This window comes from Duganella sp. BJB476, from assembly GCF_003416895.1.
Taxonomy (GTDB): domain Bacteria; phylum Pseudomonadota; class Gammaproteobacteria; order Burkholderiales; family Burkholderiaceae_D; genus Rugamonas.
Window position 1 is genome coordinate 283,907 of sequence record NZ_QVIO01000002.1, and the last position, 12,010, is coordinate 295,916.

General features: G+C 64.1%; 11 protein-coding genes and 1 tRNA gene. 7 read left to right on the forward strand and 5 right to left on the reverse strand.

The annotated features are described in order from the left end of the window. Positions 1-40: 40 nt before the first annotated feature. Both D0T21_RS10750 and D0T21_RS10755 read left to right on the forward strand, forming a co-directional pair. Entirely contained in the window at positions 41-1,573 is a 1,533-nt protein-coding gene (locus D0T21_RS10750; RefSeq protein ID WP_116989844.1) for a DUF1800 family protein, read from the forward strand. Positions 1,574-1,582: 9 nt separating this feature from the next. Further along, positions 1,583-2,971 carry a DUF1501 domain-containing protein gene (locus tag D0T21_RS10755; protein ID WP_116989843.1) on the forward strand — a complete coding sequence of 463 codons (1,389 nt, stop codon included), beginning with the start codon at positions 1,583-1,585 and terminating at the stop codon, positions 2,969-2,971. A gap of 3 nt (positions 2,972-2,974) precedes the next feature. Here D0T21_RS10755 and D0T21_RS10760 read toward each other — a convergent pair whose 3' ends face one another. After that, positions 2,975-3,535 (reverse strand): DUF1439 domain-containing protein, encoded by a 561-nt coding sequence (locus D0T21_RS10760; protein ID WP_229211436.1) that lies wholly within the window; start codon positions 3,533-3,535, stop codon positions 2,975-2,977. A 151-nt stretch (positions 3,536-3,686) separates the two neighbouring features. On the opposite strand from D0T21_RS10760, the gene D0T21_RS10765 reads away from it, so the two are divergent. The 4 genes from D0T21_RS10765 to D0T21_RS10780 are packed head-to-tail and all read left to right on the forward strand — an operon-like array spanning position 3,687 to position 6,602. Then, positions 3,687-4,058 (forward strand): GntR family transcriptional regulator, encoded by a 372-nt coding sequence (locus D0T21_RS10765; RefSeq protein ID WP_116989842.1) that lies wholly within the window; start codon positions 3,687-3,689, stop codon positions 4,056-4,058. Beyond that, on the forward strand, positions 4,055-4,912 hold the full coding sequence (locus D0T21_RS10770) for an ABC transporter ATP-binding protein (protein ID WP_116989841.1): 858 nt from the start codon (positions 4,055-4,057) through the stop codon (positions 4,910-4,912). Before D0T21_RS10765 ends, D0T21_RS10770 begins: the two co-directional genes overlap by 4 nt. Continuing rightward, positions 4,909-5,862, forward strand: a complete 954-nt coding sequence (locus D0T21_RS10775) for a hypothetical protein (protein WP_116989840.1) — start codon at positions 4,909-4,911, stop codon at positions 5,860-5,862. The genes D0T21_RS10770 and D0T21_RS10775 overlap by 4 nt, the downstream gene beginning before the upstream one ends. 2 nt (positions 5,863-5,864) lie before the next feature. Further along, positions 5,865-6,602 carry a hypothetical protein gene (locus D0T21_RS10780; RefSeq protein WP_116989839.1) on the forward strand — a complete coding sequence of 246 codons (738 nt, stop codon included), beginning with the start codon at positions 5,865-5,867 and terminating at the stop codon, positions 6,600-6,602. A 94-nt stretch (positions 6,603-6,696) separates the two neighbouring features. On the opposite strand, the gene D0T21_RS10785 is transcribed toward D0T21_RS10780, so the two are convergent. From D0T21_RS10785 to rnr, 4 genes are all read right to left on the reverse strand, one after another. Next, positions 6,697-7,374 carry a YceH family protein gene (locus D0T21_RS10785; protein WP_116989838.1) on the reverse strand — a complete coding sequence of 226 codons (678 nt, stop codon included), beginning with the start codon at positions 7,372-7,374 and terminating at the stop codon, positions 6,697-6,699. Between the two features lie 11 nt (positions 7,375-7,385). Further along, positions 7,386-8,132, reverse strand: coding sequence for a serine O-acetyltransferase (gene cysE / locus D0T21_RS10790; protein ID WP_116989837.1), 747 nt, complete (start codon positions 8,130-8,132; stop codon positions 7,386-7,388). A 135-nt stretch (positions 8,133-8,267) separates the two neighbouring features. After that, positions 8,268-9,014 (reverse strand): 23S rRNA (guanosine(2251)-2'-O)-methyltransferase RlmB, encoded by a 747-nt coding sequence (gene rlmB, locus D0T21_RS10795; protein WP_116989836.1) that lies wholly within the window; start codon positions 9,012-9,014, stop codon positions 8,268-8,270. Next, entirely contained in the window at positions 9,015-11,528 is a 2,514-nt protein-coding gene (gene rnr, locus D0T21_RS10800; RefSeq protein ID WP_116989835.1) for a ribonuclease R, read from the reverse strand. Positions 11,529-11,871: 343 nt separating this feature from the next. Between rnr and D0T21_RS10805 the strand changes: the two genes are divergently transcribed. After that, positions 11,872-11,956, forward strand: a tRNA-Leu gene (locus tag D0T21_RS10805). Positions 11,957-12,010 lie beyond the last annotated feature (54 nt).

The window sequence follows — 12,010 nt, forward strand, 5'->3', positions numbered from 1 at the left end:
ACAGCAATGCCTGAGCCCCTTCATCGTGGAGATTCCAGTCATGACCCCAACACCGACCGCGGCCGCCGCCGCCCGCTTCCTGGCGCAGGCCTCGATGGGAGCCAACCGCGCCGAGATCGCCAGGGTGCAGACCCTGGGCTACGCCGGCTGGATCGACGCCCAGCTGGCCGCGCCGCGCTCCGGCGCCCGCTGGGACTGGCTGATGGCCAAGGGCTACAACGATATCGCCAACCGCAATTCGGAAAACGGCTTCGACGCCTGCGCCTGGCGCAAGCTGATCTCGGCGCCGGACACGCTGCGCCAGCGCGTCACGCTGGCCTTGTCGGAAATCTGCGTGGTGGCGATCGACGGCCTGGTGGGCGCCGGCTGGCGCTCCTTCTCGGCGGCGGCCTACCTGGACCTGCTGGAAGACTACGCTTTCGGCAACTACCGCGCGCTGCTGGGCGCGATCTCGACCAGCGCGACCATGGGCCAGTACCTGACCTTCCGCGGCAACGTCAAGCAAAACCCCAGCACCGGCGCCCTGCCCGACGAAAACTACGCGCGTGAGCTGATGCAATTGTTCAGCATCGGCCTGGTGCAGCTGAACCTCGACGGCACGCCCAAGCTGAACAGCGGAGTGCCCAGGGAAACCTACGGCCTGAGCGACATCACCGGCCTGGCCCGCGTGTTCACCGGCTGGGACTTCGACATGACCGGCACGACCAACGCCACGCCCGACTTCCTGCGCCGGCCGATGGCACAGGTGGCCAAGCGGCATGAAACCGGCGCTTCCAGCTTCCTCGGCGGCACGGTGGCGGCCGGCCTGTCCGGCGCCGACGCGCTGAAGGCGGCGCTGGACATCATCTACGCCCATGACAACGTGGCGCCCTTCATCAGCCGCCAGTTGATCCAGAAACTGGTGACCAGCAATCCTTCGCCGGCCTACGTGGCGCGCGTGGCCGCCGTGTTCAACCGCGACAGCCACGGCGTCAAGGGCAACCTGGCGGCGGTGGTCAAGGCCCTGCTGCTCGATCCCGAAGCGCGCGCCGACACCTACATCGGCCCCGGCTACGGCAAGCTGCGCGAGCCGATGCTGCGCTTCCTCGGCTGGGCGCGCGCCTACAACGCCGCCTCCGCCTCGGACGCCTGGGCCATCGGCAACACCAGCGATGCGTCCAGCCGCCTGGGCCAGAGCCCGCTGCGATCGCCGTCGGTGTTCAACTTCTACCGGCCAGGCTATGTGCCGCCGAACAGCGCGGTGTCCAAGGCCGGGCTGGTCGCGCCGGAGTTCCAGCTGACCAATGAAACCTCGGTGGTCGGCTACGTCAACTTTATGCAGCGCGCGGTCAAGGGCGTCGGCGACGTGCTGCCGGACTACAGCACCCTGCTGCCGCTGGCGGCCAACGGCCAGCAGCTGGTCGACGAAATCAACCTGGTGCTGGCGGCCGGCCAGCTGAGCAGCGCCAGCGTCGGCCTGATACGCGGCGCCATCGACACCATGTCCGCCAAGACCGACGCCGTGCTGCACAACCGCATCTACGCCGCGCTGACGCTGGTCATGGCCGCGCCGGAATACCTCGTCCAACTCTAGGGAGCCGCCATGACCACCAACTCTTCCCGCCGCGCCTTCCTGCAGCGCGCCTCGATGCTGGCCATGAGCGGCGTGGCCGCACCGCTGGCCGTCAACCTGGCGGCGATGGCCGAAGCCTCGGCCGCCAACGCCAGCGACTACAAGGCCATCGTCTGCGTGTTCCTGTACGGCGGCAACGACTACGCCAACACCCTGGTGCCGTACGACGCCGCCAGCTACAACGCCTACTATGGGCTGCGCTCCAACCTGGCCTACCAGCACAGCGCGCTGTCGGGGACGGTGCTCAACACGGGCGCGCCGCCGGTCGACGTCAACGGCGTCGCCCACCAGTACGCGCTGGCACCGGAACTGGCGCCGCTGCTGCCGCTCTTCGACGCCGGCAAGATGGGCGTGCTGCTCAACGTCGGCACCCTGGTGCAGCCGACCAGCAAGCAGCAATTTCTCGCCAAAGCCGTGCCGTTGCCGTCCAAGCTGTTCTCGCATAATGACCAGCAATCGGAATGGCAATCGTCGATGCCGGAAGGCGCCACTTCCGGCTGGGGCGGCCGGATGGGCGACCTGTTCGAGGCGGGCAACGGCAACGCCACCTTCACCTGTGTCAACGTCTCCGGCAATGCGGTGTTTCTGTCCGGGAAAGAGGCGGTGCAGTACCAGGTGTCGACCAAGGGCTCGGTGCCGTTCAGTGCCTTGCAGAGTCCGATGTTCGGCTCGGCCAGTTGCAGCAGCGCCTTGCGCACACTGATCACGCAGCCGCACGCGCATGTGATGCACTCCGACTATGTGCGCGTGACGCAGCGCGCCATCTCCGCCAACGACGTGCTGACCTCGGCGCTGGCGGGCGCGCCGGCCATCAACACGCCCTTCCCCGCCAATAACAACCTGGGCGACCAGCTGAAGATGGTGGCGCGCATGATCTCCAGCGCCTCGGCGCTGGGCGCCAAGCGGCAGGTGTTCTTTGTGTCGATGGGCGGTTTCGATACGCACGACGGCTTGGTCAAAGTGCATCCGGGCCTGCTGAAGAGCGTGGCCGACGCGATGGCGGCTTTCTACCAGAGCACGGTGGAACTGGGCGTGGCCAACCAGGTGACGGCCTTCACCGCGTCCGACTTCGGCCGCACGCTGAGCGGCAACAACGACGGTTCGGATCACGGCTGGGGCAGCATGCACTTCATGCTGGGCGGCGCCGTCAAGGGCGGCCGCTACTACGGCAAGGCGCCGGTGGTGGCCAGCGACGGCCCGGACGATGTCGGCCAGGGCCGCCTGCTGCCGACCACCTCGATCGAGCAATATGCGGCCACGCTGGGCAGCTGGCTGGGAGTGTCGAACAGCGACCTGCTGGCCATGCTGCCCAACCTGGCCAACTACAACGCCAGCGCGCGCAACCTCGGTTTTGTCTAGCGCTTACTGCGCCGGCTGCAGGTTGGCGACCAGCGCGCCCGGCTTGGTGCTGATCCCGGTCAGCACGAACTGCACGCCGGCGTAGCGCAGGTCTTCCGGACGGAAGGTGTGTACCGGTACATCCTTGAGCGTGCTCTCGCCCAGCAGATTGGCGACGCCGGCGATCTGGTTCTGCTTGCCCTCGTCCATGCCGTCCACCACAAAGCGGTCCACATGCGCATCGCTGATGTAGATCGTGTTACGCACGTTATCCACCTTCAAACGGCCCGACACCGCCATGCTGCCGTGCCACGACTGGCGCGCCAGCAGCGGCGACACGTTCACGTCCAAAGTCAGCGCCACGCGGTCGCTCTCGGCCAGGATGGCCAGTTGCGGATGGCTCAGCTCGACCTCGAACACACCCAGCACGCGGTGGCGCACCGGGAATTTTCGGTCCAGGTTTTGCTGCATGCGCGCCTGCGGCAATTCCACCTGACGCGGGCCGATCAGCGTGGAACAGGCGGCCAGCACGGCCACCAGCATGAGCGGCGCGGCAAGTTTGATAGTGCGTTGAAAGTGCATCATGGAGTCTTTCTGCAAAAAAGCTTAACGCCGCCATTATGACCCAAGCCACGTCGCCGACATAAAACAACAGGAAACGCTTGCCTTTTTTAATTCAAGTGTTATAGTTTGCTACAACACCACTCCATCAACACACATAAAGAGGACCACATGTATGTCCACGATAGGCTGGAATGACAATGCGCCGATTTATCGGCAGCTCAAGGAAAAGGTCATCGGCATGATGCTCGACGGCCTGCTCAAGCCCGGCGACGCCCTGCCCTCGGTAAGGCAGGTGGCCGCCGACTATCAACTCAATCCGATCACCGTATCGCGCGCCTACCAGGAACTGGTGGACGAAACGCTCGTAGAAAAAAGAAGGGGAGTAGGTATGTACGTCACTGACGGCGCCCGCGACAAACTGCTGGCCACTGAACGCGAGCGCTTCCTGCGCGAAGAATGGCCGCTGATGCTGGAACGTATCCGCCGCCTCGGCCTGGAACTGGACACCCTGCTCAAGCCCATCGCCCCCGGAGGTGCGTCATGAGCGCCATCATCACCGCAGCCAACCTCAGCAAGAAATACGGCAAGCAAGCCGCGCTGAACGGCACCAGCTTCACGGTCGAGGCAGGCCGCATTGTCGGCCTGATCGGCCCCAACGGTTCCGGCAAGACCACCACCCTCAAAGCCATCCTGGGCCTGACCCAGTTCGAAGGCGAGCTGTCGGTGCTGGGCATGGATCCGCGCAGCCAGCGCGAGGCGCTGATGAACGACGTCTGCTTCATCGCCGACGTCGCCATCCTGCCGAAGTGGCTGAAGGTCAAGGACGCGATCGCCTTCGTCGAAGGCGTGCACCCGCGCTTCGACCGCAGCAAGGCCGAGAAGTATCTGGCCAACACCAAGCTGACGCCGGACATGAAGGTCAAAGCCATGTCCAAGGGCATGGTGGTGCAGCTGCACCTGGCGCTGGTGATGGCGATCGACGCCAAGCTGCTGGTGCTCGACGAACCGACGCTGGGCCTGGATATCCTGTACCGCAAGCAGTTCTACCAGAACCTGCTGGAAGACTACTTCGACGAGAACAAGACCATCCTGATCACCACCCACCAGATCGAGGAAGTCGAGCACATCCTGACCGACCTGATGTTCATCCAGGACGGCCAGATCTCGCTGGCGGCGTCGATGGACGAGGTGGGCGAGCGCTTCACCGAGGTGATGGTCGAGCCGCAATTCGTGGCGGCCGCCAACGCGCTGCAGCCGATGAGCCAGCGCACCGTGTTCGGCAAGCCCATCATGTTGTTCGATGGCGTGCCGCGCCTGCAACTGTCGACCTTCGGGGAATTGCGCACGCCCAGCGTTGCCGACCTGTTTGTCGCGTCGATGAAAGGAACCTACGCATGAAAACGATGAAATGGCTGATCAAGCGCGAACTGTGGGAGCACAAGGGCATGCTGTTCTGGGCCCCCGTCGTCATCGCCGGACTGATCGCAACATTGGCGCTGACCGGCATCTTCCTGGGCCACAACGCCAACTTTAGCGACGATGGCCAGACCATGTCGATCGGCACCGTCACCGTCGAAGGCGCGATGCGCGCGCGCATCGTCGAAACGGCGTCGCAGGCCTACATGCTGTCGGCGCTGCCGATCATGATGGTGCTGAGCTTCCTGGTGTTCTTCTACTGCCTGGGCGCGCTGAACGACGAGCGCCGCGACCGCAGCCTGCTGTTCTGGAAATCGCTGCCGGTGTCGGACTTCACCACCGTCATGTCCAAGGTCGCGCTGGCCCTGGTGGTGGCACCGCTGATCACGGTGGCGATCGGCACCGTGCTGTCGCTGGTGATCCTGCTGGCCGGCTGCTTCGCGATGCTGGTGCACGGCACCAACCTGTTCGGCGCCCTGCTGATGGCGCCGGATCTCTACCTGACGCCGCTGCGCCTGGCGGGACTACTGCCGGTCTACATCCTGTGGGCCTTGCCGACGGTGGGCTGGCTGCTGATGGTGTCGAGCATGGCGCGCTCCAAGGTGTTCCTGTGGGCCGTGGGCACGCCACTGGTGACGTCGCTGCTGCTGATGTGGACCGAGAAGGCGCTGCACTTCGGCTTCAACGCCGGCTGGTTCGTCACCCGCGTGGTCGACCGCATCCTGCTGGGCGTGATTCCGGGTTCGTGGATCATCTTCGAGGCCGACAGCGTGGCGCTGCACCATGAAGCCAACAAGCTGGCGCTGCCGGATACCATCTTCAACGCCTCGTGGGGCACCTTGGGTGGCGTGAGCGTATGGATCGGCGCCGCAGCCGGCGTGGCGATGATCGCCGCCGCCGTCTGGATGCGCCGCCGCCGCGAGGAAGGCTGAGCATGGCAGGCAAGCACTTTATGACCGCCGCGCTGCTGGCGGCCGCCGTGGTGGCACTGCCGGCCACGGCGGCTGAAACGGAAGCCGGGTCGGACCAGATGGTCGTCATCAACGGCACCCGCAGCCCGGAAATGCAGCCTTACCGCTACATGCTGTCCGGCCTGGACGCCTTCGACAGCCAGCACGCGCTGGCGCCGAATGCGCAGCAACTGCGCTTCCGCCTGCACACCAAAAGAAAGGCGCCGGCAGACGCGATGGAGAATGTGGTGGTGCGCCTGTCCGGCAACGAGACCGACATCGCCGTGCCGCTGGCGGCGGACCACAGTTTCACCCTGCCGCGCAACCGGGCGGCGGAAGACGACAATGCCGATGTGGTGCTGAACCAGAAGAAGAGCTACTACGGCTGGATGCCGGACGTGCGCAGCGCCGGCGTGCCGGCGGACATGCGGCGCCTGGGCGATATCCAGCTGGAGTGCCGGGTGCTGATGGCGATCGCGAAGAACTACATACCGTTCCTGATACGCGCGACGATCAACACCATCACGCTGACCACGGACTGGTGCTCGTTCAAGGACTTCAACATGAGCGTGCGCAGCGACCGCGTAATCGCCAGCGCCACGCTGGTCGATGGCGCCCGCAGGCTGGAGCTCAAGGTCGACGAGGATGGAAAGATGTACTCGGTGCCACTAGGCGACAAGACCTACTCCAACGATGCCTTGATCGAGTTCAAGTTCGAATAAGCACGGGGGTCAAGTCTGACATTCGGACACGGCCTCTGCTGTAACACGCGCTACAGCAGAGACCGTGTCCGAATGTCAGACTTGACCCCCGACGTTATTCGAACTGCTTGCGGAATTCGGCAAACTGCGCAGTCAGGTCTTCGACCTGCTGGCGCAGTTGCTGGACTTCCTGCTCCAGCGCGGCGACGCGGCCGCCCTGCCCGGCCACGCTGACCGAACCGCCCAGGCTGGCGGCGGTTTCTTCCCGCGCCAACGCCTCTTCGCCACCGAGCAGCTGGCCGTAGCGCGGCTCCTTGGTGCCGGGCGCCAGCGCCAGCTTCGACACCAGCGGCGGATATTTGTCGATCAGGAATTGCAGCGCCTGCTCGACATCGCCCACCGTCTTGAAGTCATGCAGGCGGCCGCTGCGGGTGCGGATTTCGCCGGCGGTCTGCAGGCCGCGCAGCATCAGGATGCTCAGCACGGCCAGCTTGTCCTGCTCCAGCGACCACTTGATGCGCATGCGGTGCTCGTACTTGGTCACGCGCGCGCCCGCCTGCGTGATGCCGTTGACGTACTTGCGCTGCATCAGCCGCTGCAGCACCTCGGCCACCGTCTCTTCCGACAACGCCATCACCGGGTCGCGGCTCGACAGCTGGTTGCAGCCGTTGACCAGCGCGTTCAGCGACAGCGGATAGTTATCCGGCGTCAGCGCTTCCTTCTCGGCCAGCACGGCCAGCACGCGGATTTCAAACGGGTCCAGCACTTCAACGCCATCGGGCGACGATTCCATAAGCAGCTTCCTTATTCGACGAGCTTGTTGAGTTGGTCGGAATTCAATTTATCACATTCGGGCACGCCCTGACAGTGCAAGCCCGCCGCCTTCATGGTGGCGAGAATGCGTTCGATCTGTTCTTCCTGTTTCACCGCGTGGTTGATCAGGCCGTGCAAGGCCTTCGACAGCGGATCGTCGCCGTTCGGCGTGACGCCGTAGGCGCTGAACAGGTTGGCGGTGGCGCTGGTCGCCGAGGCCGGTTCCTTCTGCACAATATGCGCCGGATTGCCGACCGCCGTGGCGCCCGCCGGCACCGGCTTGAGCAGCACGGCGTTGGAGCCGACCTTGGCGTACTCGCCCACCGTGAAGCCGCCCAGCACCTTGGCGCCAGCGCCGACGATGACGCCGCGCGCCAGCGTCGGATGGCGCTTGGCGCCGGTGTGCAGCGAGGTGCCGCCCAAGGTCACGCCCTGGTAAATGGTGCAATCGTCGCCCACTTCGGCGGTCTCGCCGATCACCACGCCGAAGCCGTGGTCGATAAAGACGCGGCGGCCGATGGTGGCGCCGGGATGGATCTCGATGCCGGTGACGATGCGGGCCAGGTAGGAAATGAAACGGCCCAGCCATTTCATCTTGTGCGTCCAGCACCAGTGCGCCCAACGGTGCATGACGATGGCTTGCAAACCGGGGTAGCAGGTCAGCACCTCCCAGGCGTTGCGGGCCGCAGGATCGCGTTCGATGATGCTGTTAATGTCTTGGCGCAGGCGATGGAACATGGATGTACAGGATTACAACGGAAACGCTCATGGTAGCGTATTCGGTCGTTGGTTGCTGGGAAGCGGCTTGCTAGGAGGGGAGTCGAGGCTGAAGCCCGGCAGCCCTGGTCACAGGCCGCCGGGTAATCGTATCGCTTAAATGTCTTTGGCGATACGCTGGCGGCGTGCCTCGTACAGACAGACGCCGGATGCGACGGAAACGTTCAGGCTCTCAACCGAACCGAACATCGGAATGCTGACCAGCATGTCGCAGGTCTCGCGGGTCAGGCGGCGCATGCCCTCGCCTTCCGAACCCATGACCAGCGCGGTCGGGCCGGTAAAGTCGGCTTCATACAAGCCTTTTTCGCCGTCGTCGGAAGTGCCGATCAGCCAGATGTCGCGGTCCTTCAGGTCGCGCAGGGTGCGCGCCAGGTTGGTGACGGTGATGTAAGGCACGGTCTCGGCCGCGCCGGACGCGACCTTGGCGGCGGTGGCGTTCAAGCCCACTGCACGGTCCTTCGGCACGATCACCGCGTGTGCGCCGACGCCGTCGGCCACGCGCAGGCAGGCGCCCAGGTTGTGCGGATCGGTGATGCCGTCCAGGACCAGCAGCAGCGGCGGGCCTTCGATGGCGTCCAGCAGTTCGTCCAGGTTGCGCGCCAGCGCCAGCTGCGACGCGAACGCGATCACGCCCTGGTGGCGGCGGGTGCCGACGATCTTGTCCAGACGGGCCGAATCAACCGGCATCACGCGCACGCCGGCAGCCTTGGCGTTGGCGATCAGGTCCTTCATGCGGCGGTCGTCGCGCCCGATGTCGACAAAAATCTCTTCCACGGAGCTCGCTTCATGACGCAAACGCGAGGTCACGGCGTGGAAACCAAAAATCATTTTATTCTTACTCATTTATCGCTTCTTTTTACTTTTTGAGACAGTCTTCGCTGCTCGGGGTGCTACCGGAGCAGCCGCCCCGGCATTAGTCTTGCGGCCACCGCGCGCCTTGGCGGCAGGCTTGGCGGCAGCTTTCGCCGCGGCCGGTTTGGCGGCGGCAGGCTTGCCGGCGCCGGTCCTGTCGGACTGGCCCTTGGCGACAGCCTTGATCGGCTGTGCTTTCGGCACGGCCGGGCCAGGCTTGATGTTGGTCTTGCGGTCCTTCGACTGCGCATCGGACTTGTCGGCGCGCGGCGGCGGCGCGTCGGCTCCGGCCAGGCGCAGATCGATCTTGCGCGATTCCAGGTCCACGCGCACCACTTGTACGCTGACGCGGTCGGTCAGCTGGAACTTCTTGCCGGTGCGTTCGCCGCGCAGTTCGTGGCGGGCGTCGTCGTACTGGAAGTAGTCGGCGCCGAGGTCGGTGATGTGCACCAGGCCTTCAACGAACAACTGGTCCAGCTGCACGAAGATGCCGAAGGTGGTCACGCCGGTGATGATGCCGGTGAATTCCTCGCCCAGCTTGTCCTGCATGAAGTAGCACTTCAGCCAGGCTTCGACATCGCGCGACGCTTCGTCGGCGCGGCGTTCGTTGGCCGAGCAGTGCACGCCCAGCGCGTCCCACACGGTCAGGTCGCCGGATTTTTTCTCTTTGCCTTCGGCCTTGTCCTTGGCCTGCTGCTTGCGGGTGGCGTTCGAGACGTTGGTGTTCAGCACGCTGGTGCTGGCCACTTTCGGCTCGTACTTCTTACCCAGCAGGATGGCCTTGATGGCGCGGTGCGTCAGCAAGTCCGGATAGCGGCGGATCGGGCTGGTGAAGTGGGCATACGCCTCATACGCCAGGCCGAAGTGGCCGATGTTGTCGGGAGAGTAGACCGCCTGCTGCATCGAACGCAGCAGCATGGTTTGCAGCAGCGACGCGTCCGGACGCTCCTTGACCTGCTTCATCAGCACGGCGTAATCGCCGGCGGCCGGCTTGTCGCCGCCGTTCAGCGTCAGGCCGACCTGCTTGAGGAAGGTGCGTACCTGCTTGAGCTTTTCAGCGGTCGGGCTGGCGTGGATGCGGTAGGTGCCTGGATGCTTGTGGCGGATCAGCAGGTCGGCCGCGCAGACGTTGGCGGTCAACATGCATTCTTCGATCAGCTTGTGGGCGTCGTTGCGGGTGCGCGGGATGATCTTCTCGATCTTGCCGGACGGGTTGCAGACGATGTAGGTCTCGGTGGTCTCGAAGTCGATCGCGCCGCGTTCGGTGCGCGCCTTCAGCAAGGCGTGGTACACCTCGTACAGGTTCAGCAGATGCGGCACGATGCCAGGACGGCGCGCGGCTTCCGGTCCCTTGGTGTTGCCGAGGATGTCGGCCACTTCGGTGTAGGTCAGGCGCGCGGCCGAGTGGATCACGGCCGGATAGAACTGGTAAGCCTTGATCTCGCCCTTGGCGGTGACGACGGCGTCGCACACCAGCGTCAGACGGTCGACCGCCGGGTTCAGCGAGCACAGGCCGTTGGACAACTTTTCCGGCAGCATAGGAATCACGCGGCGCGGGAAGTAGACCGAGGTGCTGCGCTCCAGCGCGTCGGCGTCGAGCGCGTCGTTCGGCTTGACGTAGTGGCTGACGTCGGCAATCGCGACGATCAGACGGTAGGCGTTGGCGCGGCCGATCTTGACCGGCTCGCAGTAGACCGCATCGTCGAAGTCGCGCGCGTCTTCACCGTCGATGGTGACCATCGGGATGTCGCGCAGGTCGACGCGGTCGGCCAGGTCGGCGTCGCGCACGTGGTCCGGCAGCTTGTTGGCTTGTTTGAGCGCGGCGTCCGAGAACACATGCGGCACGCCGAACTTGCGCACGGCGATTTCGATTTCCATGCCGGGGTCGTCCAGCGAGCCCAGGATTTCAACGATCTTGCCGACCGGCTGCTTGAAGCGCATCGGCTGCTCGGTCAGCTCAACGCTGACGATCTGGCCCGACTTGGCCTTGCCGATCGAGCCTTCGACCAGGATGTCCTGGGCGATGCGCTGGTCTTCCGGCGCCACGATCCAGGCGCCGTTTTCGTTCAGCAGGCGGCCGATGATGTGGGTGTTGGCGCGGGTGACCACCTCGACGATGGTGCCTTCCGGACGGCCGCGGCGATCGACGCCGATGACCTTGGCCAGCACGCGGTCGCCATGCAGGACTTTCTGCATTTCTTTTTCAGGCAGGAACAGGTCTTCGCCCGGCTCGTCCGGGATCACGAAGCCGAAGCCATCTTTATGGCTGGCGACGCGGCCGGCGATGAAGCCGGTTTCGGTGGCCAGCGAGAAGTGGCCGCTGTCGTCGGAGACGATCTGACCGTCGCGCTGCATGGCGTTCAAGCGGCGCGACAACACGGCCTGGGCCTCGGTCGCGACCTTCAGCGACTTCGACAGTGCGCGCAGATCGAGCGGCGCCTTGGCGCTGCGGAAGATGCCGAGAATTTCCTCCCGGCTGGGAATGGTATGGGTAGATTGGTTCAAAAGTATTTCTGTAGTTATTATTGACAGTGTTCAGAGGAAATCCGGCCTGGCAAAATCGTCAGGTGCATATATATGACACGACGACAGGCGTAGTGTACTTGGAAACGCCCTGATTGACTAATTTGCGGCCGGTTTTGCGAATTCAAGCGGATTTTTTATGTTGGGGCATTTGACATCCCGCAAAATTCCTCTATAATCTTGGTCTCTCGCAGCGACAATGTTGAAAAACGGCGGCAAAGTGAGAAACTGCTAGACAGGGTTGATGTGCAGTAAGGAGCGAAAGCTCATCTGGCGCAAAACTCTCCCCGTCGTTATAATAGCAGAGTTGTTGAGAAGCATCAGTGCCCACGTGGCGGAATTGGTAGACGCGCATGGTTCAGGTCCATGTGCCGCAAGGTGTGGGGGTTCGAGTCCCTCCGTGGGCACCACAAAATTCCGCAAAAAAGCCGCAGCGCCCTTAAAAAGGTCTGCGGCTTTTTTCA

Coding starts and splice junctions, on each gene's coding strand:
- D0T21_RS10785 (WP_116989838.1), bottom strand. CDS start 7,374: ATGGAATCGTCGCCCGATGGCGTTGAAGTGCTGGACCCGTTTGAAATC.
- rlmB (WP_116989836.1), bottom strand. CDS start 9,014: ATGAGTAAGAATAAAATGATTTTTGGTTTCCACGCCGTGACCTCGCGT.
- cysE (WP_116989837.1), bottom strand. CDS start 8,132: ATGTTCCATCGCCTGCGCCAAGACATTAACAGCATCATCGAACGCGAT.
- D0T21_RS10755 (WP_116989843.1), top strand. CDS start 1,583: ATGACCACCAACTCTTCCCGCCGCGCCTTCCTGCAGCGCGCCTCGATG.
- D0T21_RS10775 (WP_116989840.1), top strand. CDS start 4,909: ATGAAAACGATGAAATGGCTGATCAAGCGCGAACTGTGGGAGCACAAG.
- D0T21_RS10750 (WP_116989844.1), top strand. CDS start 41: ATGACCCCAACACCGACCGCGGCCGCCGCCGCCCGCTTCCTGGCGCAG.
- D0T21_RS10760 (WP_229211436.1), bottom strand. CDS start 3,535: ATGATGCACTTTCAACGCACTATCAAACTTGCCGCGCCGCTCATGCTG.
- D0T21_RS10770 (WP_116989841.1), top strand. CDS start 4,055: ATGAGCGCCATCATCACCGCAGCCAACCTCAGCAAGAAATACGGCAAG.
- D0T21_RS10765 (WP_116989842.1), top strand. CDS start 3,687: ATGTCCACGATAGGCTGGAATGACAATGCGCCGATTTATCGGCAGCTC.
- D0T21_RS10780 (WP_116989839.1), top strand. CDS start 5,865: ATGGCAGGCAAGCACTTTATGACCGCCGCGCTGCTGGCGGCCGCCGTG.